General features: G+C 67.6%; 25 protein-coding genes and 1 riboswitch. Of the genes, 8 read left to right on the top strand and 17 right to left on the bottom strand.

Annotation, left to right across the window (positions count from 1 at the left end):
- Positions 1-2: 2 nt before the first annotated feature.
- The 8 genes from IB269_RS08265 to IB269_RS08230 form a co-directional block, all read right to left on the bottom strand.
- Positions 3-785 carry a (2Fe-2S) ferredoxin domain-containing protein gene (locus tag IB269_RS08265; protein WP_225614000.1) on the bottom strand — a complete coding sequence of 261 codons (783 nt, stop codon included), beginning with the start codon at positions 783-785 and terminating at the stop codon, positions 3-5.
- Complete coding sequence (locus IB269_RS08260; protein ID WP_192366879.1) at positions 772-1560, bottom strand: ABC transporter ATP-binding protein; 789 nt, start codon at positions 1558-1560, stop codon at positions 772-774. Before IB269_RS08260 ends, IB269_RS08265 begins: the two co-directional genes overlap by 14 nt.
- Positions 1557-2642 (bottom strand): FecCD family ABC transporter permease, encoded by a 1086-nt coding sequence (locus tag IB269_RS08255; RefSeq protein ID WP_016453415.1) that lies wholly within the window; start codon positions 2640-2642, stop codon positions 1557-1559. Before IB269_RS08255 ends, IB269_RS08260 begins: the two co-directional genes overlap by 4 nt.
- Positions 2629-3672: an ABC transporter substrate-binding protein gene (locus IB269_RS08250; RefSeq protein ID WP_192366878.1), complete on the bottom strand. Its 1044-nt coding sequence runs from the start codon at positions 3670-3672 to the stop codon at positions 2629-2631. Before IB269_RS08250 ends, IB269_RS08255 begins: the two co-directional genes overlap by 14 nt.
- Positions 3672-5828: a TonB-dependent receptor gene (locus IB269_RS08245; protein ID WP_192366877.1), complete on the bottom strand. Its 2157-nt coding sequence runs from the start codon at positions 5826-5828 to the stop codon at positions 3672-3674. Before IB269_RS08245 ends, IB269_RS08250 begins: the two co-directional genes overlap by 1 nt.
- 120 nt (positions 5829-5948) lie before the next feature.
- Positions 5949-6268, bottom strand: a riboswitch (cobalamin riboswitch).
- Positions 6269-6280: 12 nt separating this feature from the next.
- Positions 6281-6964, bottom strand: coding sequence for a 2OG-Fe(II) oxygenase (locus tag IB269_RS08240; RefSeq protein ID WP_192366876.1), 684 nt, complete (start codon positions 6962-6964; stop codon positions 6281-6283).
- Positions 6965-6982: 18 nt separating this feature from the next.
- On the bottom strand, positions 6983-7633 hold the full coding sequence (gene alkB, locus IB269_RS08235) for a DNA oxidative demethylase AlkB (RefSeq protein ID WP_192366875.1): 651 nt from the start codon (positions 7631-7633) through the stop codon (positions 6983-6985).
- A gap of 12 nt (positions 7634-7645) precedes the next feature.
- Complete coding sequence (locus tag IB269_RS08230) at positions 7646-8377, bottom strand: 2OG-Fe(II) oxygenase (RefSeq protein WP_065345810.1); 732 nt, start codon at positions 8375-8377, stop codon at positions 7646-7648.
- Positions 8378-8582: 205 nt separating this feature from the next.
- Between IB269_RS08230 and IB269_RS08225 the strand changes: the two genes are divergently transcribed.
- The 3 genes from IB269_RS08225 (at position 8583) to IB269_RS08215 (ending at position 12997) form a co-directional block, all read left to right on the top strand.
- Positions 8583-9404, top strand: a complete 822-nt coding sequence (locus tag IB269_RS08225) for a hypothetical protein (RefSeq protein ID WP_192366874.1) — start codon at positions 8583-8585, stop codon at positions 9402-9404.
- A 147-nt stretch (positions 9405-9551) separates the two neighbouring features.
- Positions 9552-10802 (top strand): hypothetical protein, encoded by a 1251-nt coding sequence (locus tag IB269_RS08220; protein WP_043822406.1) that lies wholly within the window; start codon positions 9552-9554, stop codon positions 10800-10802.
- Positions 10799-12997, top strand: coding sequence for an AAA family ATPase (locus IB269_RS08215; RefSeq protein WP_192366873.1), 2199 nt, complete (start codon positions 10799-10801; stop codon positions 12995-12997). Before IB269_RS08220 ends, IB269_RS08215 begins: the two co-directional genes overlap by 4 nt.
- A 115-nt stretch (positions 12998-13112) precedes the next feature.
- Here the strand turns inward: IB269_RS08215 and IB269_RS08210 are convergent, their stop codons facing one another.
- Together IB269_RS08210 and IB269_RS08205 are read right to left on the bottom strand one after the other, a co-directional pair.
- Positions 13113-13532: a hypothetical protein gene (locus IB269_RS08210; protein WP_192366872.1), complete on the bottom strand. Its 420-nt coding sequence runs from the start codon at positions 13530-13532 to the stop codon at positions 13113-13115.
- Positions 13533-13548: 16 nt separating this feature from the next.
- On the bottom strand, positions 13549-13941 hold the full coding sequence (locus tag IB269_RS08205) for a hypothetical protein (protein WP_192366871.1): 393 nt from the start codon (positions 13939-13941) through the stop codon (positions 13549-13551).
- Positions 13942-13978: 37 nt separating this feature from the next.
- On the opposite strand from IB269_RS08205, the gene IB269_RS08200 reads away from it, so the two are divergent.
- The 4 genes from IB269_RS08200 (at position 13979) to IB269_RS08185 (ending at position 17219) form a co-directional block, all read left to right on the top strand.
- Positions 13979-14926: a Dyp-type peroxidase gene (locus tag IB269_RS08200; protein ID WP_013802400.1), complete on the top strand. Its 948-nt coding sequence runs from the start codon at positions 13979-13981 to the stop codon at positions 14924-14926.
- Between the two features lie 333 nt (positions 14927-15259).
- On the top strand, positions 15260-15832 hold the full coding sequence (locus tag IB269_RS08195; protein ID WP_043822431.1) for a DUF3455 domain-containing protein: 573 nt from the start codon (positions 15260-15262) through the stop codon (positions 15830-15832).
- A gap of 65 nt (positions 15833-15897) precedes the next feature.
- Entirely contained in the window at positions 15898-16476 is a 579-nt protein-coding gene (locus IB269_RS08190; RefSeq protein WP_192366870.1) for a sigma-70 family RNA polymerase sigma factor, read from the top strand.
- A complete protein-coding gene (locus IB269_RS08185) occupies positions 16473-17219 on the top strand; it encodes an anti-sigma factor domain-containing protein (protein ID WP_192366869.1) in 747 nt (248 codons plus the stop codon). The genes IB269_RS08190 and IB269_RS08185 overlap by 4 nt, the downstream gene beginning before the upstream one ends.
- A gap of 98 nt (positions 17220-17317) precedes the next feature.
- Here the strand turns inward: IB269_RS08185 and IB269_RS08180 are convergent, their stop codons facing one another.
- On the bottom strand, positions 17318-18496 hold the full coding sequence (locus IB269_RS08180) for a porin (RefSeq protein ID WP_192366868.1): 1179 nt from the start codon (positions 18494-18496) through the stop codon (positions 17318-17320).
- 116 nt (positions 18497-18612) lie between these two features.
- On the bottom strand, positions 18613-19065 hold the full coding sequence (locus IB269_RS08175) for a nuclear transport factor 2 family protein (RefSeq protein ID WP_192366867.1): 453 nt from the start codon (positions 19063-19065) through the stop codon (positions 18613-18615).
- Positions 19066-19233: 168 nt separating this feature from the next.
- Here IB269_RS08175 and IB269_RS08170 point away from each other — a divergent pair, with 168 nt between their 5' ends.
- Positions 19234-20514 carry a LysR family transcriptional regulator gene (locus tag IB269_RS08170; RefSeq protein WP_192366866.1) on the top strand — a complete coding sequence of 427 codons (1281 nt, stop codon included), beginning with the start codon at positions 19234-19236 and terminating at the stop codon, positions 20512-20514.
- 18 nt (positions 20515-20532) lie between these two features.
- On the opposite strand, the gene IB269_RS08165 is transcribed toward IB269_RS08170, so the two are convergent.
- The 5 genes from IB269_RS08165 to paoC form a co-directional block, all read right to left on the bottom strand.
- Positions 20533-21252 carry an alpha/beta fold hydrolase gene (locus tag IB269_RS08165; protein WP_192366865.1) on the bottom strand — a complete coding sequence of 240 codons (720 nt, stop codon included), beginning with the start codon at positions 21250-21252 and terminating at the stop codon, positions 20533-20535.
- Positions 21249-22121, bottom strand: coding sequence for a class III extradiol dioxygenase subunit beta (locus IB269_RS08160; RefSeq protein WP_192366864.1), 873 nt, complete (start codon positions 22119-22121; stop codon positions 21249-21251). The genes IB269_RS08165 and IB269_RS08160 overlap by 4 nt, the downstream gene beginning before the upstream one ends.
- Complete coding sequence (gene ligA, locus IB269_RS08155) at positions 22121-22528, bottom strand: protocatechuate 4,5-dioxygenase subunit alpha (protein ID WP_192366863.1); 408 nt, start codon at positions 22526-22528, stop codon at positions 22121-22123. The genes IB269_RS08160 and ligA overlap by 1 nt, the downstream gene beginning before the upstream one ends.
- A gap of 68 nt (positions 22529-22596) precedes the next feature.
- Positions 22597-23937: an MFS transporter gene (locus IB269_RS08150; protein ID WP_192366862.1), complete on the bottom strand. Its 1341-nt coding sequence runs from the start codon at positions 23935-23937 to the stop codon at positions 22597-22599.
- Positions 23938-24228: 291 nt separating this feature from the next.
- Positions 24229-26481: an aldehyde oxidoreductase molybdenum-binding subunit PaoC gene (gene paoC, locus IB269_RS08145; RefSeq protein ID WP_192366861.1), complete on the bottom strand. Its 2253-nt coding sequence runs from the start codon at positions 26479-26481 to the stop codon at positions 24229-24231.

Below are 26481 nucleotides of genomic sequence, written 5' to 3'. Positions count from 1 at the left end.
CATCACGAAGCCCGCGTCCCCAGCTCCACTGGCCCGTGCACGTGGTGCTCCGCACAGACCTGCCGCGAGAGCACATGGGTTTCGATCACTTCGGCGGCATTCTCGGCCGTGAGCCGCCCGTACCAGACGCCGTCCGGATAGACGATGGCCAGCGGGCCATGGTTGCAGGGGTACTGGCAACTGGTCTGCAGCAGGCGCAGCCTGGCACGCAGTTCGCTGCTGGCCTGCACGGCATCGCCCAGGCTTTGCCAGACGGCCACGGCGCCCAGGGCGGTGCAGCGCGGTCCCGTGCAGACCAGGGCGTGGTGCTGGTGGTCTGGCACCTGGGACCAGGCCTGGGGATCGTGCTGCCATTGGTCGCCAGCGGTCTCGGCAATGTCGGGGGCCTGAAGGGCCCGGGCCATCTGAGACAGCAGCAGCGCGGGCATGGCCGCAGCGCCCAGCAGATGGTCGGCAAACCGCACCTGCACGCCCTGGTCCGGCAACTGCGAGCGCCAGCGCATGGCCAGCTTGTGCAGCCAGCGCAGCAGGGCAGGCTCGTCGGGCGAGAAAAGAGGCAGCACGACGATGGAGCGCGCCGGCAGGCATTGCTGCAGCGCCTCGGGCAGCGAGGGTGCGGCCTTGTCCACGAAGGATGTGACGACCTTGCAGGCCGGCTCCAGCGTCGGGCGCAAGGCATCGGCCAGTTCGATGAGGCTTTGGCGCGAGGCGGCGCCCGTGCCGCCACGGCCCAGCACGATCACGGCGTCGGGCCCGGGCGGGATGGATGTTTCAGAGGAGTTCATCGGGAATGAAGCTGATGCGCAGCCGGCCGGTGGCGGCATGGATGTCCACCTCGGCAGCCACGCCGTAGACCTGGCCGATGGTGGCCGGGGTCAGTACCTGCGCCGGTGTGCCATGGGCAACGATGCGGCCTTGTTCCATGAGATAGAGACGGTCGCAGTAGTGGGTGGCGATGTTGAGGTCGTGCAGGGCGACGATGCTGCTGATCTGCAGGCGCCGGACCAGTGACATCAACTCCAGCTGATGGCGTATGTCCAGGTGGTTGGTGGGCTCGTCCAGCAGCATCAGCCGAGGCTGCTGGGCCAGCGCGCGGGCCACGAGCACGCGCTGCTTCTCGCCGCCGGACAGGCTGGAGAAACGCCGCTCCTCCAGCGCCAGGGCATTCACCTGGGCCAGTGCCTGGCGCATGCAGGCGAGGTCCTCGGCGCTGTCGCCCGCCCAGGGAGACTGGTGGGGGATGCGGCCCATCATCACCGCCTCGCGCACGGTGAAGTCAAAGCTCTGCGGCGCCTCCTGCGCCAGGACCGAGACCTGGGCCGCGAACTCGCGCGCCGTCATGTCCCGGATGTCGCGCTGGTCCAGCAGCACGCAGCCTGCGTCGGGCCGCAACACGCGGTAGAGCATGCGCAGCAGGGTGGATTTGCCGCTTCCGTTGGGGCCGATGAGCCCCACGCATTCGCCGCCGTGCAGGGCAAGGCTGGCCTGGTCCACGATGCGCCGGGCGTCGGCACGCCGGGCATCGGCGCTCCAGCACAGGTCCTGGGCTTGCAGCTTCATGGGCCGCGCCCTCCCTGCACCGGCTGGCGCACCAGCATCCAGACGAAGAAGGGTCCGCCGATCAGCGAGGTGATCACGCCCACGGGCAGTTCCATGGGCGCAAAGGCCGTGCGCGCGACAAGATCCACCAGCACCAGCAGCAGGGCGCCGGCCAGGGCGGCCACGGGCAGCACGCGCCGGTGGTCCGTGCCCACCAGCATGCGCGCGGCGTGCGGCACGATCAGCCCCACAAAGCCGATGGCGCCGCTGACCGCCACCATGGTGCCCGTGAGCAGCGATACCGCCAGGAACAGTGCGCGCCGCAGCCGTGCCGTGTCCACGCCCAGCGTGGCGGCGGCCTCGTCACCGGCCAGCAGGGCGTTGAGCGGGCGCGTCTGCAGCCCCAGCCAGAGCATTCCCGCAGCCAGCACGGCAGCGGGAATGCCCAGTTCCTCCCACTGCGTGCCGGCCAGGCTGCCCAGCGTCCAGGTCAGCAGGGCATTGGCCAGGTCGCGCTGGCCCGATGACAGGGTGATCAGACTGGTCACGCCTGCCAGCACATAGCCGATGGCCACACCACCCAGGATCAGCCGCGTGGCATGAATGCGGCCCTGGGAGCGGGCCAGCAGGTAGACGGCGACGGTGGCCGCCAGCGCCCCGGCAAAGGCCCCGGCCGTGAGGGCGTACATGCCGGCCGAGGCCAGCGCACCGAAGGCCAGCACGGCCACGGCGCCCACCGACGCACCAGAGGACACGCCCAGCAGATAGGGATCGGCCAGCGGATTGCGCACCATGGCCTGCATGATGGTGCCCACCACGGCAAGCCCCGCGCCCACCAGGGCCGCCAGCAGCACGCGCGGCATGCGGATCAGCCAGACGATCTGCTGGTGCTGCGGCGTGATGCCCTCCAGTGGCGGCGGCTGCATGCCCAGCACCTGCAGCAGCCGGCTCCAGGCAATGCGCCAGACCGTGCCCGCCGGCATGTCCACTGGCCCCCAAGTGATGGCCAGCGTCATCACCAACAACAGGGCCGCGAACAGCAGCAGGCACCAGAGGCGGGCGGCGCCCGAGCGCCTGGGCCAGCGGGAATCAGTTGGCCGCATGGCTGGGCGCCGGCATGCGGTCGGGGTGCAGGGCCTGCGCCAGGGCGCGGGTCCGCGCAATATTGCGCGGGCCGGGCGTGGCCTCGGCATAGGTCATCACGAAAAACCGCTTTTCGCGGATGGCATCGACGCCGGCCAGCTCGGGCTTGGCCAGCAGGAAGTCGATCTTGCCCTGTGCATGGGGCTGGCCGTAGTCGATGATGACGATCCACTGAGGGTTGCGCTGCACCACGTCCTCCCAGTTACCTGCAGGCCAGTTGCTGGGAATGTCGTCGAAGATGTTGCGCCCGCCCGCTTCCTCGATCATGGCCTGCGGCATGCCGTAGCGGCCCACGGTCACGGGGATGTCCTGGCCGCTGTCGTAGACGAAGACCGAAGGCCGCTGCCGCACGCCCTGCATGCGCTCGCGCAGGTCCTTGAGTTCGCGCTCCAGCCCCTGCGCCAGTTGCTCGGCATGGGCGTCAATGCGGAAGATGCGGCCCAGGTTGCGCAGGTCGGTCAGGCCGTCTTCCAGCGCCACCTGGCTGCGCGGCCCCACGCGGATGCACGATTCGGACAGCACATATGAGGCAATGCCGTGGCGCTGCAGCACCTCGGGCGTGATCTGGCCCTGGCGAAAACCGTAGCTCCAGCCTCCGAAGACGAAATCTGCCGAGGCGCCCAGGATGGCCTCCAGGTTCATCTCGCGCTCGGCCAGCCGCGGCACGCGGGCCAGCTGGGCCTGGAAGGCCGGGTCGATCTGCTTGGCCTGCGTGATACCGCTGTAGCCCACCAGCCGATCGCCCAGGCCCAGAAAGAGGAACATCTCGGTGATGTTCACGTCATGGGTCACGGCGCGCAGCGGTGCGCTGGCGTAGGTCACGGGGCTGCCGCAGACATTGACGGTCACGGCCGCCTGCGGTACGGCAGCCGGTGCCGGCAGTTCACTGGTGGTGCCGGAATCGCTGCGCGAGCAGCCGGCCAGCAGCAGGGTGGCCGCCAGGGCGCCAGCGCACAGGCCGTGGAGGCTTTTGGAGCGCGCCATGGCCATCAGAACCGGATATGGGCCGCGATCTCGAAGCGACGGCCTTGCCCGACCAGGAACTGGCTGCCGTAGCTCGATCCCACATAGACCCTGTCGGCCAGGTTGCGGCCGATCAGGCTCAGGGTGGTGCGCGGGTCCACCTGCCAGCTCAGAGCAGCGTCGGCCACGGTGTAGGCGGGCAGGTTCACGGTATTGGCGTTGTTGCCAAAGCGGTCACCCACGTAGCGCAGGCCCAGCGAGGCCTGCCAGACGCCCACGCGGTAGTGGCCCCAGAGGTTGGCCGTGGTCTTGGCCACGTTCTGCGGGCGGTTGCCGGCGCGGTTGCCGCCGGCCTCGATGAGCTTGTCGAACTGGGCGTCCACATAGGACAGATTGCCCTCCACGCGCAGGGCGGGCGTGGCCTGGAAGGTGGCGGTGACCTCGGCCCCGCGCGAGGACTGGCTGCCGCCCTGGATGGAGATGGCCGGGCGGTCCGGGTCGCGCGTGATGATGTCGTCCTTCTTGATGTCGAACACGGCCAGCGTCCACTCGCCGCGCCCGCCGGCCACCTGTTGCTTGATGCCGATCTCGGCCTGGCGGCCCTTGCTCAGCTTGTAAGCCGTGTTGGCCAGGTTCAGCGACACCAGGCTGTTGACGGGATCGTGTCCCGAGCTGATCTGCCCATAGACATGGGTGTTGCGGGCCAGCTCATAGGTCAGGCCCAGGCGCCAGGAGGTGGCGGCCAGCGTCTTGTTGAAATCAGTGCCGCCCACCAGCGAGTGGCTGGCAAAGTCGTAGACATCGCGGCGCAGGCCGGCCATGGCCAGCCAGCGGTTGCTGATGCGCCAGGCATCTTCCAGGTACAGGGCATGCTGGGTCACGCCGGTTTCTGTCTTGGCGGCGGTGAGATCGGGGCTGGCCCAGCTGCCATGCACGGGATCCCAGGCCGAGACCGTGGACGAGCCGCCATAGGGCGAGTTGTTGGACAGCCGCAGGTTGATGCGCGCGGCCTCCCAGCCCATGGCGATCTTGTGCGAGCCCCGGTCCACGTTCAGGCCCAGGCGGTTGCCGGTCTGCTCCAGGTCGTGCAGGATTTCCAGGTAGTCGGAGCGGCCCACGGTCCAGGTGGCGGGGTTGAGCGCGTAGGCCTCGATGTTGCGCCAGTGGCGGTCGGACTGCACGTGGTACAGCTCGTTGCGCACCGTCAACCAGTCATTGGCCTTCCATTGCACCTTGGCGCGCAGGCGCTCGTCGGCATAGCGCAGCACGCTGTCTTCGGCGTTGTAGTTGCGGTCGCGCAGGGACTCCACCACCTTGCCGTCCAGGCCCGGCGTGCCCCAGTAACGGCTGGGCTTTTGCACGCTGCGGTCGGCAATCAGGTCGATCTGCAGGTCGCTCGTGGGCTCCAAGCGCAGCGTGCTCATGAACTTGCCGTTGCGCGACTGGTCCAGATCGCGCTCGCCTGCGCTGCGGGCGGTGTAGCTGTCGATGCGGTAGCTGGCATAGGCGCCCAGGGCGCCGGTCACGCCCAGGCCCAGGCGCAGCGTGTCGTCCGTGCCCGCGCCCACCAGCACCTCGGCCGAGCTGGTGCGGCTGGGCTGCTTGCGGATGGCGTTGACCGTGGCGCCCATGGTGCCGCTGCCGTACATCAGCGAGGCCGGGCCGCGCAGCACGTCGATGCGCTCGTAGCCCCAGCTGTCACCCGGATAGGCCGTGGTGCCGGCGGCCACGCCCAGCACCATGCCGTCTTCGGCCACGCCCACGGAATTGACACCCGCAAAGCCGCGGCTGCTGAAGGCCAGGCCGCCGTTGCCCGGCGTGCTGCTGGAGGTCAGGCCCACGGTGCGTGTGACGGCGTCCACCAGGGCGTAGTCGCCGCGCTCCTGCATCTGCTCGGCAGAGACGCCGTCCACGCTGGCCGGCACTTCCTGGTTGGAGACGCCGGTATGGCTGGCAGAGCGCGCAGGCTGGGCCAGTTGCTGGCCTATGCGTTCGGCCTGGCCGGTGACCTGGACCTCGGGCAGGGCGGTTGATGGGGGCGTTGGCGTGGGCGTTTGGGTTTGAGCCTGCGCCGGCAGGCAGATGAAGGCGCAGGCCAGGGCCAGCGGGCTCAGCCGCACGGAAAGGGACTGGGCAGCGCGAGCGCTGGAAACCCTGGAAAAGGAAGAATGCATTTCGAACATCGGTCTTCGACCGTCTGATGCGAAAGCAAGGCACTGCCACCTCTCCAGCCAGCGTGGGAGGAAGGGGAGCAGGACGTTGCCATCCGCACCCCGCAGACAGTCAAGAAAACGCCTGCACAGCAGGCGCGAAACGCAGCAGGCCGGTCTCCGGGCTCACAAGCGGCGCAAGAACATGCCTTGCGCCCAGCGCCCCGTCTTCCCAATCCACCCGCGAAAAGCTGCATGCTGCAGACCACGCCATGAACCAGTGACAGCCTGTCATCGCCCCTCCGCAGGGTTGCGGAGACTGGCGGGACAGGCATGGAGCGCCTTGACTTGTTTACCGTTGCGGGGGCAGCCAAGGCCTGTGCCGGCAGCGCAAAAAGCATTTGCTGGCAGTCACCTTGTTCCCGTTTCATCCCCATGGCTGGCATGTGGACACCTGTTGCACGGATGCCTTTGCAGGCGCGGCATTATAGCCAGCGGTCTGTTTGCAGAGCCTTTGGCGCCTGGGGCACGTCGTGCAAAAGCAGCTCCAGACCCAGCCACTCGCCACGGTGAACGCGGCTGATGGCATGCCGCAGGTGCACGCGGTAAAAGCCTGCCGCACCGCGCACCGGGCGCGGCCCCGTGGCGATGATGGCCGCATCCCCCAGGCTCAGCGGCAGCACCATGGGGCGCGATTGCATGCGCGGGCGCTGCTCGGTCATCACGAATTCGCCGCCCTCGAAATCCTGGCCCGGCCGGGACAGCAGCAGCACCAGCTGCAGCGGAAACACCGCCGCACCTTCGCTGTATGAACGCAGCGGGGCATGGCCCGCTTGCGGCACGCGCAGCAGATGTGGCTGCGGCTGCGTTTGGCCTGCTTGCCGGCCCTGACGCATGAAATCCTCGAAGCAGCCTGGCAACCCAGGCTGCATGCCCATGTGTTCGCGCCAGCGGTTGGCCAGGGCCAGCAGATGCCCGTACAGCACCGGGCGCCATGCCTGCACGCAGGGCGGCAGGCCAGACGCGGCTGCCGCCTCGCGGGCCAAGGCGCGGCTTTCATCCGCAGTCAGCAGCTGCGGCAGCAGGGCATGGCCTTCGGCATCGAGCTCAGCGGCAATCCGCGCCCAATCCAGGCGGGCGAAGCGATCCTGGCTGTTGAGCCTGTCCATTTCAGACCGTCCAACCATTCAGCCCGCCTTGCGAAAAGTGAGATTGATGCGCCGCCCGCCCAGCAGCGGGTGAGGCTGGTCCTTGAGCGGCAACACGCCGTGGTGACGCAGCCGATCCACACCGCCCCAGACCACCACGTCGCCATGCTGCAGCGGCACCCTGGCCGTGCTGTCCGCGCGCGCCAGTCCTCCAAACAGAAACGTGGCCGGCATGCCCAGGGACACCGAGACAATGGGCGCGCCCAGGTCGCGTTCGTCGCGGTCCTGGTGCAGGGAAAGCCGGGTGCCGGGCAGGTACTGGTTGATGAGGCAGGCATCGGGCACAAAGCCATCGAACCCCGCCGCAGCGGCCGCCTCGCCCGCCAGCCGGACAAACACGGCCGGCATGGCCGGCCAGGGCTGGCCGCTGAGTGGGTCGATGGCGCTGTAGCGGTAGCCGCGCCTGTCGCTGGTCCAGCCCAGCGCGCCGCAGTTGGTCATGGCCACCGACATGGTGAAGCCGCCCGGCGTGACCAGATGGCGCAGCGGCGCCCGCGCCGCAATGCCTTCGGCCGCCTCCAGCAACTGCGCGGCATGGGGCAGGGCATGGCCGCGCAGCACCACGGATTGGGGGCCTATGGATTCGGCCCCGGTGGGATGTTCATCGGCGAAAAGATCCAGCGTGCTCATGCCGGCCATCCATCAAAGTGCGTCATGAAAGATCAGCCCCACGGTATGGCGATGGCCGCTGTGGATGCGGCTGACCCCATGGCGCATGGCCACGCGGCGGTAGCCGGTGCGCCGCCCGGGCACGGGCCGGTGGCGCACGGCCAGGACCAGTGCATCGCCCTGGTCCAGTGCCATCACATCGGCCCGCTGCCGGTCGCCGTCGGCCTGGGTGATGACGAACTCGCCACCCGTGAAGTCCCGCCCGGGCCGCGACAGCAGCAGCACCACCTGCAGCGGAAACACATGCTCTCCATAGACGTCCTGGTGCAGGCAGTTGTAGTCGCCCGCACCGTATTGAAGGATGAGCGGCGTGGGCCGCAACTGGCCCTGCGCGTGGCAGCGCGCCAGGAAGTCCTGCAGCCGGTCCGGATAGCGCACCTCCAGCCCCATGCGCTGGTTCCAGAGATTGGCCACCGGCGCCAGGCGCAGATACAGCTGCTCGCGCAGGCGCTGCAGCAGCGGTGGCAAGGGGTAGTCGAAATATTGGTACTCGCCGCGCCCGAAACCGTGGCGTGCCATGACGATGCGGGAGCGAAAGCCGTCCTCCCTTGCGTAAAGAGCGGCCAGGTCGCGGCACTGCTGCGCATCCAGCAGGCCGGGCAGGCGAGCGCAGCCTTGCTCATCGAGCTGGTGCTCCATCTGCGTCCAGTGGCAGGGCGGGGCGGATTCGCAAGCTTCGTTGTCGAAAAGACCGAGGTTGTGCATGGCGGGCGCGGTTGGCAATATGGGCGCTGTGGGCAATTGCCGCAGTCTAGGGCGGCGCCGCAGCGCCTGCATCCCGCTTCTTGCAGTGGACAGAATGTCAACCGGTGGGAGCGCCTGCCAGCCGCCTGCTGGACAGGCCTGGGAGGGCGGGCTGGCGGCTGCAATTGAACAATCGAGGCATTCCTGCAAACGCCTCAGGCCCGCCATGTCCAGCAACGTCCATCACCTCTATCTTTTCTTCGATACGCCCCTGCAGCTGCGCCGCGTGCAACTGATCTGCCAGTACCTGGCCCGGCAGTCCTGGGAGCAGGCCGAGCGCTGGATCCATGAGCTGGACCCCGCCCTGGACCGGTCCTCGCTGTGGGATGACGACTGGGCCAATGCCAGCGCCCTGGGCCATCCCCAGCACCTGGAGCTGGGCTTTGACACCCGCACCACGGCCGGCATGCCCTGGCGATTGCTGGAGACGCTGTTCCAGCACGGGCTGCAGGCGGCGGTGCTGCATGTCTTCTACGACCAGGTGGGCGAGAGCGAGCGCTACCACTTCGATGCCGGCCAATGGGTCAGCCACCACGCCTGGCTGTCCCGTTACCCGGAGCGCCAGGTGCTGGTCGATACGAATGGCGAGGTCTATCCGCAGCCCGGCCAGGAAGAGGGCGCCGACGGCACCGCCCTCACCAATCCGGCCCAGCCCATGACCATCACCCGGCTGCGCGAGCGGGACCAGGAGCGTGACCGCCAGGCCCAGGAATCCGTGCAGGCCCTGCTGGACACCATGGCCAGCCTGCGCAAGAGCGGCGTATCGCCCGTGCAGGGCATCGTGGGGCTGTTCATGCTGCGGGCCGGCTTTCGCGGGCTGTGCGAGGCCGTGGCCTTCACCGTCATTGCGGCCCTGGCCTTCAGAGGCAAGGGACTGTGGCTCTGGCTGGCTTTGGGATTGTTGCTGGCGGTGGTGCTGCCGCTGTACCGCATGGCCGGCGCGCGGCGGGAGTTTGCGGGGCAGGGTGGCGGCGATGCCGCATCCTGAGACAATCCGCGCTCGGCAAAATGAAACAAATTGCACAAGACCAGCTGAATCCCAGGAGAGGGTGAACAGGATGAGGATACGGACCATGGCCCCGGCAGGGTGGATCTGCGCCAGCAGGCGCTGTTTTCCTGAGCGGAGCCGTCGCTGATGCAGCCCACCGCCATTGAACAGGGGGCTGCCGTGGCACCAGGCGTTCACGAGGATTTCGGCCATTTGCTGGGGCTGTACATGCGCCGCATCCGCGCCAGCGCCTCGGGCGTGGCCACCGAGATCGGGCTGAGCCGGGAAGCCGTCAACAACTGGAGGAATGGGGTTTCCCTGCCCAATCCGCGCTCGCGCGACCGGCTGGCCGCCTGCGCCCAGTACCTGCGCCTGACGGAGGCGGAGACCAATCGCCTGTTCTCCGCCGCTGGCTTTGCCACGGAGTTTCCGCTGCAGGCCGCCGCCGCTGGCGCCCAGCCTTTTGCAGGCTTCATGGACCGGCTTTTCGCCCAGCTGGCCCAGGCCCGGCCCTATGCCATCACCATGCTGCTGTCGCCCGCGCACTGGGGACAGCCCCCGTTTCGCCAGGAACTGCTGCTGCGCGCCCGCGCCCAGTATGGCGCCGAGGCGGTGTTGCACATCCAGCCGCCCTACAGCGTGAGCACGGCTGCGGCCGACTACTTTGCGGCCCTGGGCCGGCAATGCGGGCTGGGCGAAGTGGGCTCGGACTACGAATTCGAGGCCCTGCTGGAAAAGCGCCTGCTGGCCGGCGGCCGGCTGTTCTGCCTGGTCAGCCGCTTCGAGCAGGGCACGGCGCAGCTGCGCGAGACACTGGCCGGCATCCTGCGCAGCCTCAGCGAAATGCACAGCGGCCGCCTGCACCTGCTGCTGTGCGGCAGCGAGGCCCTGGCCGACCTCAAGTACCGCAGCGGTGACCTGTCGCTGCTCAACATCGGCCAGGTGGCCCACTGGCCCGATCCCACGCTGGAAGACCTGGCCCTGATGGCGCGCCAGCGCTGGCCCGGCACAGCCTGGCCGGCCGAGGTCATCGAGGCATTGCAGGCGCTGACGGGCGGGCATCCCGCGCTTTTCGAGGAAGCGCTGCAATGGCTGGTGGAGCAGGGCGTGGGCGTCGCTTCCGTGCACTCGCCCCTGCTGCGCGCCCATCTGGTGGCCAGTGCGCGCCTGTGGCAGACCTTGCTGCCCCTGGCGCAGGAGCCTGCCACGCGCGAGCAACTGCGCGGGCTGGTGGACGCGGCATCGCTGGGCCGTGCACGCCCCTATCTGCAGGATGCCGTGCTGCGGCGCCTGTTCTGGGGCAATCTGCTGCAGGTGCGCGGAGCAGGCGAGGGCGCCCATCTGCACTGGCGCTGCGACATTGCCCGCGAAGCCGCCGTGGCGGTGCTGCAGGCATGAGCGGCCTGGGCCGGCTTGTGCAACTGCCCAGATCCTGGTGGCGCGCCGCGCTGCTCGCCTTGGTCACGCTGTTCATCGGCACGGCCATCCTGCTGCCCCGCTACAACCCCGTCACCCGCAGCAGCCTGCAGGGCGCGGAAAGCTCGGGCCGGGTCTGGAACGAAATCATCCTGTGGCGCCTGGCCCTGATGGACTATGTGCGCCAGCATGAAAGCTGGCCGCAGGACCTGGCCAGCGTGGCGCCGGACATTGCCGAACCACGCGTGCGCATGAGCTCGCCCAGTCCATTCGTGCTGCAGGCGGACGTGGTGCGCGACAGCCAGATGGGCGTGCTCGCCGGAACCCAGGTCCTGCTGCAACTGGACAGGCAACGCTGGGACTGGAGCTGCCAGGGCGGCCTGCCTCCGACTCCGCCGCGCTACCTGCCGCTGAACTGCAGCCCCTCGCCGGGCCAGCCCGAGCATGAGCCCTTTGGATGGCTGCGCAGCGTCATCTGGACCAGCGCACTGGTCTTTGGCTGCCTGGCCCTGCTGTGGCTGGTGCGCCATCCGCTGATAGGCCCGGCACAGCTCAAGCCCGAGCGCCTGCGCCGCAAGCCCTACCAGCATCTGCCCCAGCTGGACCGGCTGCTGCGGCTCACCGGCCGCCGTTCCGCCGTCCTGCGCGCTGCAGGCATACGCCCGCCGGACTGGCAGCGCGCCCTGCGCCTTGCCGGCGCAAGCCCAGGCGCCCGCGTGCGGGCCCTGGCCGAACGCCTGTCCGCCGTCTGCAAAACGGCGCAAGGCGAGTGGCCCGTGCCCGGCGACATGTTCGAGTGGACGCTGCCGCCCGAGCTGCCCATCGCCCTGGGTCGCTGCCTGGTCTATGCGCCCCCGGCGGAGCTGGAAGAGGGCGAGCTCGTGCGCCAGCTGCGCCTGCTGCAAACCGGCGGCGATGTGGTGCTCATCGTGAGCCCGCACCATCCCCAGTCGCCCATGCCGCTGCTGCAGCGCCATGCCCAGGACCGCGCCAACCTGCACGTGCTGCTGGACAGCCCGGGGCAGACCGAATGGCTGCTGGGCGGCGATCCGGACCAGGTGCTGCTGCGGCTGCTGGCCACTCAGTTGCAGGTCACGCGCATATCGCCCTACCAGACGCGCGGCGGCGTAACGCGCGAGGACGTTTTCTTTGGCCGCGAGCGCCTGCTGGCCCGCGTGCTCAACCGCGAACCGGCCAACTACCTGGTCGTGGGAGGACGCCAGCTCGGCAAAAGCAGCCTGCTCAAGGCCGTGCAGCGGCGGCTGCAGGAGCATCCGGCCATCGCCTGCCACTACATCTCGCTGCGCGACCACCGCCTCACGCCGCGCCTGGCCACGCAGTTCGGCCTTCCCGTGGAAACACCGCTGGAGGCCATCATCGAACACCTGCACAAGCAGTCGCAGGGCAGGCGGCTGTACCTGCTGATCGACGAAGCCGACCTGTTCTTCCGCGACGAAGCCCGCAATGGCTACCCCCAGCTCAGCGCCTTGCGCGCGCTGAGCGAGGAGGGCCGTTGCTGGTTCATGCTGGCGGGATTCTGGGATCTGTACGCGGCAGCGCTGCTCGACTACCAGTCGCCGCTGCGCAACTTCGGCGAAATCCTGGCCATTGGGGGATTGGAGCCAGCGGCATGCCAAGCCCTGGCCACCGAACCGCTGCGCAGGCTGCGCCTGGGCTTTGCCAACGACGCTCTGGCCGAGCGGCTGATAGAGGCCAGCGGCAGGCGCGCCAACCTGGTCGCCATCCTCTGCCAGGAATGCCTGGAAGCCCTGGGACCCGACGAACGCGTCATCGAAGAACGCCACCTGCGCCAGGCCATGGCATCCCAGCCTGTGCAAGACGCGCTGGTGGGATGGGGCCGCTTGAGCACCGATGAACAGGCCTGTCGCCTGGACCGCATCGCCGTCTATCACACGGCCCAGCAAGGACAGACCAGCCTGACCGCACTCGACGCCCTGGTCCAATCCCACGGCGCCACCGGCCAGGCCCAGGCCTTGCGCCGGTCCCTGGCGCGCCTGCAACTGGCCTACGTCCTGCGCCGCGATGAAACCCACGGCGTGCACGATGCAAGCTACGTCTTCACCATCCCGCTGCTGCAGCGCCAGTTCGAGCCACAGGAAACCGCGCTTTTGCTGAAGCAGGAGCTTGAAGGCCTGGAAACCGTCCTGAACAGCTGAAAACGAAGCAGGCAAGGCACTGGAGGAGTGCCTTGCCTTGGTTTTCAGGCTGTTATCTGCGTTTGTGATTTAACATAATATACATCGTATCAAACAAAGCAGAGGGCAAGAGTTCTTACGCACCGGTGCACTCCAACTGGCCAGCCCGGGGGTTCGGACCTTGCTTGCCAGGGCCGGGACCGGTGGCAGGCAGTCCATACACGGCCTTCACGTCGGCGTTGTCCTGTGACTTGAAGCCGTCCTTGGACAGAGACCATGCATCGAAATAGTTCACGGGGTTGTAGGCAACAGCGTTCGCAGACTTCAGATAGTCCGTCAGACGCGGCACTTCGGTTTCGAGATAGGGAAAATGCAGTCCGTATTCGAGGCTGAAGCCTACGGAATTTCCATCCACCTTCGTTGCCCGGGTTCCGAGATGATGCGGCTGGAAATACTTCACCTTGAAGGCCGGAATGATGACGCGGGCCTGCGCCACGACATTCGACTCTGGGCCGCCTTGCCACAGGTCGATGTTGGATATTCCGGCATCTTTCACGGCGGCAGACAGATTGTCAGACCACCTGATTGGGAAGGCCCTTGTTGACGACTTCGCCGCAGTCGATGCTGTGCAGCCAGCGCACCACGCGAACCATCGTATTTTCATTGAGCGATATCACTTCGCCGCCCTTCAATGTCGTGCACTGTGCCGCCGGATTGCCATAGGCAACGACCTTTTGGCATTTCGTGGGTTGGGATGTGCCCTCCCCTGCGCTTCCGCATGCGGTTACAGCCACAGCCCCTACTCCCTGGTCGGCAGGCCGCTGCAGGAGTACCTGAAGCAGAAAATCCAGGAGTACCGGGAAGATGCCGAAAAAATGGGAGTGAGGATCTGGCGAAACCGTCCGTGATGTTGCTCCTGGTGCCGGTTGGGCCGGCTGCGCCGGTTGGGCCAGATAATGCGCCATCCCTGACGCCCATTTCGTCCATCTGCCGGTACTTCCAATGACCACACCCACGATCCCGCGCCAGGCCGAGCCCCAGCAAATTGATGCAGCGCTGTCGATCGCCGCATCCTTCCTGGTCCTTACCGTTGCAAGAGACGCAGCGTCCCTCTCCACCGTGCGATCCGTGCTCGGCGATCTGGACGGCCTGATCAAGAACGTCCTTGTACGGGACGTGACCGGGACCTTTACCTGCAACGTGGGCATCGGTGCCGATGTGTGGGGTCCGCTCGTCGGTACCCCGCTTCCGGCCGAGCTCCATCCATTCCGCGAAATCCGGGGCGCCACCCATGTGGCAGTCTCTACTTCGGGGGACCTGCTGTTCCACATCCGCGCCAGGTCCATGGATCTCATCGTGGCGTTCGAGCAGATGCTCCTGGAGGCCCTGGAAGGGACAGTCGCGGCCATGGATGAGGTCGCCGGATTCCGGTACTTCGACGGACGCGACCTGCTGGATTTTGTCGATGGCACGGCGAATCCGGTTGGCCTGGCGCTGCCGGCCTCAACGATAGTCGGCGAGGAAGATCCTGAACATGCGGGCGGAAGCTATGTCGTCGTACAGAAGTACCTCCACGACCTCCCGGCATGGAAAAGCCTGAGCACCGAAGCCCAGGAGCAGATCATTGGACGAAAGAAGTTCACCAACACCGAGCTTCCCGATGCCTCGGAGGCGGAACAGAAGTCACACAAGACGCTGTGCACCATCACGCAGGACGGCGTCGAGCACGACATCCTGCGAGACAACATGCCCTTCGCGAGGCCTGCACTCAAGGAGTACGGAACCTATTTCATCGGTTATTCCAGGCACCTTTGGGTGATCGAGCAGATGCTCGAACGGATGTTCATCGGAAGCCCGCCCCCGCTCCATGACCGCATCCTTGACTTCTCGGCGGCGGTGACAGGCATTGCCTTCTTCGTTCCGTCAAAGGACATGCTCGCCCACCTTTGAGATCGGCTCGGGCATCGACGCCTGCCGCACGCAGGATCGCAACCTCAGGCCCTCCATCAATGATGGCTGGGAAGCAGGCGTCAAGTTCTCTCCCCTGCCCTGGCTCACCGGCCGCGTGGCCTACTGGGAGCCGCGCGCCTCGGGAGAGGTGGCCCGGGTGCTGCAGGTCAAGAATGTCACCAACCGCAGTCTGATGGAGTCTGGCGCTGGCATTTGTCGAAAATATTTTTGCATGGGGTGCATCCAAACGATGCGATGGCGGGTAGTACCAGCAGCAGCCCAAAAAAAAGGCGCTGCTTCAGTCCCCTTCACAAAACTGTTTGGAGAATTGCAATGTTGACCTCTCGTTCCGCATCCCGCACCGCCGCCGTTTCTTTCGCTGTAGCCACAGCGGCCCTGCTCACTGCCTGTGGCTCGATGCACAAGCCGGCCAGCACTTTTTCCCAGGCATCGCTGCCCGCCCCCATCCAGGTTCCTGCGGGCAACAAGGTCGCGTGGGAAACCGTAGGCAGCGGTGACATCACCTACGAATGCCGCGACAAGGCCAACGCGCCTGGCCAGACGGAATGGGTCTTTGTGGGACCCGATGCTGTGCTGAAGGACCGCATGGGCAAACAAGTGGGCCGCTACTACGGACCCCCTGCAACCTGGGAGGCCAACGACGGCTCCAAACTCACCGCCACCCAGCTGGCTGTGGCGCCGTCCGGCGCAGGCAATCTGCCTTACCAGCTGGTGAAGGCAAACCCGGCCATGGGCAGCGGCGCGCTGGAGGGTGTGAGCTACATCCAGCGCGTGGCGCTCCAGGGCGGAGTGGCGCCGGCTGACAAGCCCTGCATGGCCGCCAACAAGGGCCAGAAGACCACCGTGAAGTACCAGGCCGACTACATCTTCTGGAAGCCCATGTAAGAGCCGGCAGCGGCGCGGATACACTGGACGAAGGATTTCCTGCAACGCCCCCTTCGCTCCATTTCGTGCCGCCCGCTGTCTCCCAGAACGACGAAGCTTTCGACCATGACGCAGCATTGCATGCATGTGCACGCGGCGAACGCGATGCTTTGCAGCGGATTTATGAGGCCGAGGCGCGCTTCCTCCTCGGCGTGGCACTGCGCATCGTCCGCGATCGCGCCGCTGCGGAAGACGTGCTGCACGATGCGTTTGTCTCCATCTGGAACCGCTCATCCACCTTCGACGGCAATCGCGGAAGTGGTCGAGGGTGGATCTACAGCGTGGTGCGGCACGCCGCCCTCAACCGTGTACGGGATGGCGCACGCGAAACCGTGCTGGATGAAACTGCCCATGAAGCGCATGACGCCCAGGCCGCACTTTCGGCATGGAAGGAAGGCGGCAGTGAATGGGAGCGGCAGGCGACGCTGGGTCGTCTTGGCGATTGCCTCGACCGGCTGGACCCCGAGCGCCGCGCCTGCCTGTTGCACGCCTACGTGGACGGCTGCAGCCACAGCGAAATTGCGGCGCGTGTGCAGGCGCCGCTTGGTACGGTCAAGGCCTGGGTTCAACGCGGACTGCGTGCCCTGAGAGAGTGCATGCAATGAGCGGCGACACCCACCCCAATCCCTCAGAGTCGACGGATGGCGGCTCCCCGGACGATCTCCAGATGCAGGCCGGCGAGTACGTATTGGGCACCCTCAATGCAGCCCAGCGCCGCTCCATCGAATCCCGTCTGCCCTACGAGCCTGCGTTGCGCACGGCCGTGCAGGCATGGGAGCAACGGCTCCTGCCGCTGGTTCAGCTGGCTCCCCCCATCGAGCCCTCCGCAACGCTGTGGCAGCGCATCGCGGCCAGCGTCAAGCCGGCCAGGCCAGCGGTCCGCGCACAGCGTGGTGCCTGGTGGCACTGGGATAGCCTCGCCCTTTGGCGCGGCTTGGCGGGTGGCGGCTTTGCAGCTGCAGCACTGCTAGCGGCTGTGCTGGTGGTGCGAGAGGCATCACCGCCGGCTGCCCCGCGCTATTTCGTCGTGCTGGCAGCGCCGCAGAATCAGGCCCCCGGGTGGGTGGTCCAGGCCCAGTCTGAAGGCCGTCTGCGCCTTTTGCCACTGGGCAAGGATGCCATTCCGGCGGAAAAATCCCTGCAGTTCTGGACCAAGGCCGACGGCTGGAAAGCGCCGGTGTCCCTGGGTCTGGTCAAACCGGGCGAAGCCATCGAAGTGCCGGTAGACCAGTTGCCGCCTCTGCAGCCGAATCAGCTTTTCGAGCTCACCTTGGAGCCAGAAGGCGGCTCCCCAAGCGGACGCCCGACAGGGCCCATTCAGTTCATCGGCCGCGCTGTACAGATCTAGAGCGTGGTGTGCACTTTCAAGTGCCCGCGTTGGCTCTTCGCGCTGGTGATCACACGCTCCAGGCGTCGCATTGGATGCGGCCGGCCTGGCCTTCGGTTTCAGAACGAGTGGCGCAGGCCCAGCATCAGGCCGGTCTGCGACGCGCCCGCCAGCGGGCTGCCGCCGGCTGCGGCCGAGCTGACCGAGATGGCCAGGCGCTGTCCGTTGTCAATGCGCGCGGCCTGGGCATAGACCGCCGTGCGCTTGGAGAACCTGTAGGTGGCGCGCAGGGCCAGCAGGGTGGAGCGGTCGCCGCCCTGGGCATAGCGCAGTTGCTGCAGCTGGCCATCGACCACGACGGCGGCGCTGGGGGACCAGGACAAGCCGCCCCAGGCCAGGGTGCTGCGCGGCGTGGCGCCGTTGCTGGCCGAGGCCGCCTGGGCCGCGTCGTTGTCGCGGCGCATGAGACCGGCGCCCAGCTTGATGGTGGGTGACAGCGCGGCATAGCCGTTGAGCATGATGCGGCGGTCCTTCAGGTCCGAGCGCGTGAGCCCTGCAAATGCGGCGGCGCCGCCGCGCATCTCGTCCACGGCCAGCGCAAAGCCCCAGGGCGCGGTGTCGTACTTCAGCATGGCGGACCACTGGCGGCAGGCCTGCCTGTCCATGGCCGATTCGCCGGCGCAGTTGGTGCCGGCCGGGCTGGGGCCGGCGTTGACGGAATCGCGTCCCAGGCTGTAGGCCGCACCCAGGCTCCAGGCGCCGAAGCGCCCCCGGTAGGCCAGGGAGTTGTCGGTGCGCGTGTTGGGGATGTAGCTGTCCAGGCTGCTCAGACCGAAGGCGTTGGGACCCAGCAGGTCGGCGTCGAACAGCGCCCAGTACAGCATGGTGTAGTTGCGCCCCAGCGAGACGCTGCCCCAGCCTCCGGACAGTCCCACCCAGGCCTGGCGCCCGAAACCCCGCCCGCCCTGGTTGAAGGTGCCGGCATCCGGGCCAAAGCCTGACTCCAGCGCAAAGATGGCGCTCAGGCCGCCGCCCAGATCTTCGCTCCCGCGCAGCCCCCAGCGCGACGGTGCCGTTCCCGTGAGGCCGGGCATGCGCGTCAGCGATCCGCCGCCTTGCACATTCGTCAGGTGCTCGATGCCGGTGTCCAGATGGCCGTACAGCGTGACCGATGAGGCTGTCTGGGCCTGGGCGCCGCCTGCTGCTGCCAGCATGGCGAGCGGGGCGAGGCGGGCCAGACAAGCCCGCAGTGGGCGCCTGGCTGGGGGTTGGGGAATGCTCTTGAGAGTGCGTTTCATGCTTTTGTCTCCTGTCGTTGTCGTCGTGGAATCGGCACGCCGCAACGCTGCGCCTGGGATAGGGCTGCAGTGGCGGGCACGGGGAAATGGGAGAAAGCGGCTGGGCGCCCTGCGCTTCAGGCGCCCGGGAGGTCCCGGTACATGACGAAGCGCGCCACGCGGCGCGTGATCAGCCAATGGCCTTCAGGACTGCGGCCAAAGATGTCATCGAACTCGCCAACGAGCTGGCGCGGTTGGGCCGGGCGGCCGTGCGGCGTGATGGCATCGGCCTCGTCGCAGGACCACAGCAGCACCTGGCTGCGCGCGCTGGCGCGGTCCGGGCCTTGCAGTTCCACCAGCGTGTTGGTGACCAGATGCCGGGTCATGCGGCCCGCAGGACGCCGGGAGTACGCGGCGGCGATGGCTGCGCGCCCGCCCAGCACCTCGCCGCCGGGCCGTTGCAGCTGGCCGTCTGCGGCAAACAGCTGCGCCAGGGCCTGGGCATCACCGGCATCCGCAAAGGCAGCAGCGCGCAGCACCAGGTCCAGGCAGGCCTGGCGGGCCAGCAGCCGGTCGATTTCATGGTTCATGTGTCTTGTCTCCCCGGAATTCGCAGCCTGCGATGGGCTGTCTTGATCAGGCCCCAAGCATTCCACGCCGGCATCGATCCGGCCAATGCCGGAGCCCCGGCCATCAATGCGTTTTTCTTATGGGACAATCAAAACACGGTTTTCCAACGTACCGTTCAACGCCTTTCCATGAACCTTTACCTTGCCCCCTGGACCGGCCCGGCCACCAGCAATCCCTCGCGTTTTCCCGAGTTGGCAGGCCATTTGCGGGCCATGCGCGCCATGCTGGGCGTGGTGCGCCACGGCAGCACCACGCGGGCCGCCCAGGCTATGCATCTTTCTCAGCCAGCCGTGGCGCGCTCGGTGCTGCAACTGGAAGAGGCCTGTGGCCTGCCGCTGTTCATGCGGGGGGCGCGCGGCATGATGCCGACCCCGCTGGGCAGCCAACTGGCCGCCCGCATCGAGGCCATGCTCCAGCATCTGGGCAGCGGCGCGGCCGACGCCCAGGCCGCCGCCACGCTGGCGGCCAGGCGCCCTCCCCTGCCCGAGCGTTTTGCCGAGAGCGTGCCTGCAGGCCAGTTGCGCGCCCTCATGGCCATTGCCGACTGCGGCAGCGAATCCCTGGCCGCGCAGTGGCTGGGCCTGACGCAGCCCGCCGTGCATGCGGCGCTGCAGGGGCTGGAAGCCAGTCTGGGCATGCAGCTGTTCTACAAGCTGGCCTTCGGCACGCGGCTGACGCCGTCCGGCGAAGCGCTGCTGCGCCGTGTCAAGCTGGCCCTGGCCGAGGTGCGCGGCATGGACAGCGATATTTCCGCCTGGCGCGGCGAGATCCGGGGGCGCGTGGTGGTCGGCGTGCTGCCGCTGTCGGTGGGAATCTTCCTGCCGCGCGCGGTCGACAGCCTGGCCGCCAGCCACCCGGACATCGAGGTCAGCATCGTGGACGGCACCTACGAGAGCCTGGTGCAGCACCTGCTGAGCGCCGACATCGACGCCATCGCTGGCGCCCTGCGCGCCGACATGCCCTCCGATGAGGTACGCCAGCTACACCTGTTCGACGATGACCTGGTCGTGGTGGCACCGGCCGGCCATGCCTGCCTGGGCTGCGGCCAGTTGGTTCTGGAGGACTTGCTGCAATGGCCCTGGGTGTCGCCCCTGCCCGGCACGCCGGCCGACCGCGCCATGGTCCAGCTGTTCCGCAGCCAGGGCCTGGAGCCGCCGCGCGCCAGCCTGCGCGCCAGCAGCCCGACCATGACGCTGGCCTTTGTGCTGCAGACGGGCCGGCTGGCCCTGGCCTCGCGCGGACAGGCCCTGCAGGATGACCACGGCGGGCAGTTGTCCATCGTGCCCGTGGACCTGCCTTCCACACGCAGGCGCATCGGGCTGGCCACGCGTGCGCTGAGCACGGCATCGCAGGACCTGGAGCTGTTCATACGGGCCTGCCGGCGGGCCGTGGGCGATCTGCCGGCCTAGCCTGAGCGCAGCGCTCGCTCAGCGGCCCATCCAGTCGAGCAGTGCCCGCGACACCTGCTGCGGCTGCTCCATGGTGCTCATGTGGCCGCTGTCCTCGATCACCACCAGCTCGGCGCCCGGGCACAGGGCCTGCATGCGCTCATGGCGTGACAGCGGGCTCCAGGCATCCTGGCGACCGCAGGCCAGCAGGGTCGGGCAGCGCAGTTGCCGGAGCACATCGCCCGCATCGGGGCGGTTCAGCAAGGCATTGATCTGCGCAGCAAACACCTCGGGCGTGAAGCGCGCCACCATGTCGAGCACCTCGCCAAACAGTGGCGTATCAAGCCGGTCGGGATGCACCATGCCGCGCGCCCATTGCAGGCCCATCTCGCGCATGCCGCTGTGCCGGGCGATCTGCAAGAGCGCCATGCGCTTGGCGCGTTCGCTCTCGCCGGCCTCACCCGGGGCGATGGGGTCCATGCCGGTGTCCAGCAAGGCCAGCCGCTCCACGCGCTGGGGCGCCACGCCGGCAATGGCCAGGGCCACGCGCCCGCCCATGGAATGGCCCGCCAGCGAAAACCGCTCGGCCGCCACGCAGTCCAGCACAAGGCGCGCCATGTCTTCGATGGTGGCCGCCGCGCCATAGGACGGAACAATGCACTCGGCAACACCGGCAAAGGACAGGGCCGCCTGCTGCCCGCGCCAGACCGTCTCGTCGCACAGCAGGCCCGGCAGAAGTACCACGCAAGGCCGGCTCATGCAGCGTTCTCCAGGATGAGGTGTCCCACGGCCGTATTGGACGCGGGCACATGGTAGAAGCGGTGGTTGACCTTGGGCAGCGGCGCGGGGCCATCCACATCGGCCATGGCGCCGCGCGCGATCAGCCACATCACCAGCTCGATGCCTTCCGAGCCGGCTTCGCGCACGTAGTCGATATGCGGCATCTTGGCCAGGCCGGCAGGGTTCTCGATCAGCAGGTCCAGGAAGCGGTTGTCCCACTCCTTGTTGATCAGGCCCGCACGCGCGCCCTGCAACTGGTGGCTCATGCCGCCCGTGCCCCAGATCTGCACGTTCAGGTCTTCATCGAAGCTTTCCACGGCGCGGCGGATGGCACGGCCCAGGTTGAAGCAGCGCTGGCCCGACGGCACGGGGTACTGCACCACGTTGACGGCAAACGGAATCACCGGGCAGGGCCAGGCGCCCGTGCGCGCGTCCTGCTCGCCGCACATCAGCGACAGCGGCACGGTCAGGCCGTGGTCCACGTCCATCTTGTTGACGATGGTGAGGTCGAAGTCCTGCTGGATCACCGACTGCGCGATGTGGCTGGCCAGCTCCGGATGGCCGACGACCCTGGGCACGGGGCGCGGGCCCCAGCCTTCGTCGGCGGGCTGGTACTCAGCGGCCGTGCCGATGGCAAACGTCGGGATGAAGTCCAGGCTGAACGCGGTCGCGTGGTCGTTGTAGACCAGGAAGATCACGTCGGGCCTGTTGTCCTTGAGCCATTGGCGCGAGTGCTCGAAGCCCTTGAACAAAGGCTGCCAATAGGGGTCGCCCGCCTTGCCCAGGTCCATGGCCGCGCCGATGGCGGGCACATGCGAGGTGTAGACGGATGCGGTGATGCGTGCCATCAGATGCCTTTTTCCTGTCTTTCCTGCTCATGCAGGTAGCGGTTTCCTTCGATGCTGCGTCCGCCGCCCAGCATCATCTGGCGGTAGTCCTCCTCGTTCATGCCGCTCATGGTCGAGACCAAGTTCTGCACGCTGACGCCGTCGGTGGCGCCGATCTTCACGAGGAAGTAGATGTTTCCGCCCAGCGCAATGCAGCGGTTCAGGTCGCGGTCCAGCACGGCCTGTGTTTGCTCGGCCGTCATGGCCCATTCGCCCAGATAGGCGCGCTCGTCAGCCCGAAAGCGCTCGCGGTTCTCGGCCTTCATCAGCGACATGCAGAACTGGTTGAGCCAGTAGCCCTGGCGGGATTGCTCGGCGTCGAAGACCGTGGTTCCCGGTACGTCGAGATAGGGTTTGTCCAATGCCATGGAAGTGTTTCTCCTGCGCTTGAGCGCTTGAGCGCTCGGGCGCGTGCTTACGGATAGGGGTTCAAGGATCAAGCACCAGGCGCTCGCAGCGCGCCACCCCCCGGCGCCAGGGTGCGGCCGGCGCCCGTGGCCCACACGGCCAACGCAGCGGCAATCAGCGGCAAGGCAAAGACGTAGTACAGCGAGGCAGGCTGCCAACCGCCGTCCAGCAGCAGGCCAGCCATGGTGGGCGCCACGATGGCGCCTATGCGCCCAATGCCTATGGCCCAGCCCATGCCGGTGGCGCGCACCTGGGCCGGATAGGTGGCCGGCACCAACCCGTACAGCCCGGCCATGGAGGCGAACAGGAACACGCCCACGCCCACCGCTGCGGCGAACGCCCAGCCCAGGCTGGCCGAGGCCAGGCCGAACAGCGCGGTGAACAAGGCATTCAGCAACAGGCTGCCCATGGCCAGATGCCGCAGCTTGGCCTTCACCGCCAGCAGGCCGAACAGGCTGCCGCCGGCAATGCCGCCCAGGTTGAGCAGTACGCCGCCCGTCACGCCCTGCTGTGCCGACAGGCCGGCCTGCACCAGCAGCTTGGGCGTCCAGCTCAGGGAAAAGTAGACGCTGAACATCAGCAGGAAGAAGCCGGCCCAGAGCATGAGCGTGGGGCGCGCCAGGCCGTTCTTGAACAAGGCGGCCACCGTATTGCCCTGCTGGACGTCACCGCCAGCTTGCGCGGGCAACTGCAGCATGGCGGGGTGCCCCATGAGTGCCATCAGGCGGTTGAGCTTTTCCAGCGCACGCGCCGGGCGACGGCCCATCAGGAAATCCACCGACTCCGGCAGGCGCCACAGCACGATGGGCACCATCAGCGCCGTGGCCAGGCCGCCGAACACAAAGACCGAGCGCCAACCATGGTGTGTCAGCAGCCAGGCGGCCATGAGTCCGCCCAGCGTGGCGCCAATCGGATAGCCCGTGGCCTGCAGCGCAATCGCCGTGCTGCGCCATTTGTTCGATGAATACTCAGAGGTGATCACCCCCACGCTGGCCAGCATGCCGCCAATGCCCACGCCCGTCATGGCGCGCAGGGCTGCCAGCTCGACATGGCTGCGCGCTGCCGCAGACAGCAGCATGCCCACGGACACCAGCACCAGGCACAGCACGATGATGGGTTGCCGGCCACGGCGGTCGGCCACGGGCGCCAGGAACAGCGAGCCCAGGGCCATGCCGATCAGACCGGCGCTGAACAGCACGCCCAGCTGCGCCCCGTTGAGCTTCCATTCGGCAGCGACGGCCGAGGCGGTGAAGGCCATCACCAGCACATCGAAGCCGTCCAGCATGATGAGCAGGGTGCAGATGGCCACGGCCAGCCACTGGAACGGCGCCATGGCGCCCTCGTCCATCGTCTTGCGGATATCTTTCATACAAGTCCTTGTCGGAGCAGGTTGTCTCTTTGCCCTGGCAGGCGCTTTGCGCCCAGGCCAGGTTCTTTTGTGGGAAAACTGGGGGCGGCCTGCATTCGGAGCGCACAGCGCCGACATTCCCCAGTGCAAAAAGTATCTCCACGCCAGCCTTTCCAGGCCAATGCCGACGGACGCGCAAGCTATGCGTTCTATTGATGGCCACAGGCAAAAAGGCCGGCCACCCAGAGGTGACCGGCCTTCGTTCATCAAGAATCCAGGGCCTGAGCGGGCTGCCTCAGGTGCAGTCCCCTCTCATGCCAGCCTCCCCAGTCCTGCCAGCAGCTTATCCAGCGTGATCGGGTAGTCGCGCACCCGCACGCCGGTGGCGTTGTGAATGGCGTTGGCAATGGCTGCGCTCACGCCGCAGATGCCCAGCTCGCCCACACCCTTGGCTTTCATGGGCGAGGCCATGGGATCGACCTCGTCCAGAAAGATCACTTCCTGGTGCGGAATGTCGGCATGCACGGGCACCTCGTAGCCTGCCAGGTCATGGTTGACGAAATAGCCCAGTCGCGTGTCCACGGCCAGCTCTTCCATCAGGGCCGCTCCCACGCCCATGGTCATGGCGCCGATGACCTGGCTGCGGGCCGTCTTGGGATTGAGGATGCGGCCGGCCGCGCAAACGGCCAGCATGCGGCGCACGCGGACCTCGGCGGTGAATGCGTCCACGGCCACCTCCACGAAGTGCGCGCCAAAGGTGGACTGCTGCATCTTCTTGTCGAGCACGCCGAATTCGATGGCATCCTCGGCCGTCAGGTCGGCGTCGCCGGCAGCGCTGGCCAGGGCCCGGCGCTTGCCGCCCGCCTGCACATGCCCATCCGAGAATTCGGCCGTCGCCGGGTCCATGCCCAGCTTGCGCGCCACGGCCTCGCGCAGCTTCACGCAGGCGGCATAGACGCCGGAGGTGGCACTGGCCGCGCCCCATTGCCCGCCCGAACCGGCAGACACGGGAAAGCCGGAGTCGCCCAGCCGCACGCGCACCTGCTGCAGCGGCAGGCCCAGCATCTCGGCCGCCGTCTGGGCAATGATGGTGTAGCTGCCCGTGCCGATGTCGGTCATGTCGGTTTCCACGGTGAGCATGCCCTGCCTGTCCAGGCGCACGCGGGCGGCGGACTTCATGACAGGCGCGCCACGGTAGGCGCCGGCCATGCCCAGGCCGATCAGCCAGCGCCCTTCGCGTCGTTGGGCCGGCTGGGGATTGCGCTGGCTCCATCCGAAGCGCTCGGCGCCCGTGCGCAGGCACTGCACGAACTCACGGCGGGAAAACGGCTTGTGCTCCTGGGCAGGGGTGCCCTCCTTCGCCTTGGGTTGCGGCTTCTTGCCGCTGTCCGGCACCACCTGGGTGTCGTTGCGGATGCGCAGCTCCACGGGATCGATGCCGAGCTTTTCCGCCAGCTCGTCCATTGCAACCTCCAGTGCCATGTGCCCCGTGGCTTCGCCGGGGGCGCGCATGGCATTGGCCTCGGGCAGGTCCAGCACGGCCAGGCGCGTGGCGGTCATGCGATGGGTGCCGGCATACATGCGGCGGGTCTGGTCCACGGCACCGTCCGCCGATCCTCCGCGCTGGTCGCCCGACCAGCTTTCGTGGCCGATGGCGGTGATCCTGCCGTCCTGCCCTGCCGCGATGCGCACACGCTGGATGGTGGCCGGGCGGTGCGTGGTGTTGTTGGCCATCAGCGGGCGCTGCAGTGCGACCTTGACGGGCCGGCCTGCCGCGCGGGCCCCCAGCGCGGCCAGCAGTGCATCGGCCCGCAGGAACAGCTTGCCGCCAAAACCGCCGCCAATGAATGGCGAGACCAGGCGCACTTTGTCCTTGGGAATGCCCAGCGTCTTTGCCAGCTCGCCCTGGCCCCAGGCAATCATCTGGTTCGAGGTCCATACCGTGAGCTGGTCGCCCTTCCATGCGGCCAGCGTGGCATGGGGCTCCATCATGGCGTGCGACTGGTCTGGCGTGGTGTATGTGGCGTCCACCTTCACGGGGGCGGAGGCGAACGCGCCGTCGAAGTCGCCAATGGCCGTATCCGGCGCATCGCCATTGATGCTGTCGGGTGGCACGGCGGAGTCCTTGGCCTTGGCCAGGTCATAAGCGCCAGCCACGGGCTCGTAGTCCACACGGACCAGCTGCGCGGCAGCGCGCGCCTGCTCGAAGGTTTCCGCCACCACCAGGGCCACGGCCTGGTGGTAGTGGGCCACCTGGGGGCCTGCCAGCAGCGGCGCGGTATTCATCTTGCCCTGGCCCAGCTTGCCAGCGGTCTGCGCGGTAACGATGGCGAGCACGCCGGGCGCGCGGCTTGCCTGCGCCAGCCCGATGCTGCGTATGCGGCCCTTGGCGATGGCCGAGCCCACCACATAGCCATAGGCCGGGTGCTGGACCACGTCATGCCGTTCATAGGCATACGGCGCCGTGCCGGTGGTCTTGAGCAGGCCGTCGATGCGGTTCATCGGCTGGCCGATGATCTTGAGCTGGTCAATGGGGTTGACCGTTGCGGGGGTGTCGAATTTCAT

The organism is Delftia sp. DLF01 (assembly GCF_014852125.1).
In the GTDB taxonomy this organism is placed as follows: domain Bacteria; phylum Pseudomonadota; class Gammaproteobacteria; order Burkholderiales; family Burkholderiaceae_C; genus Comamonas; species Comamonas acidovorans.
Note: the sequence above shows the minus strand (reverse complement) of the source record. Positions and strands in the feature narration are given on the sequence as shown.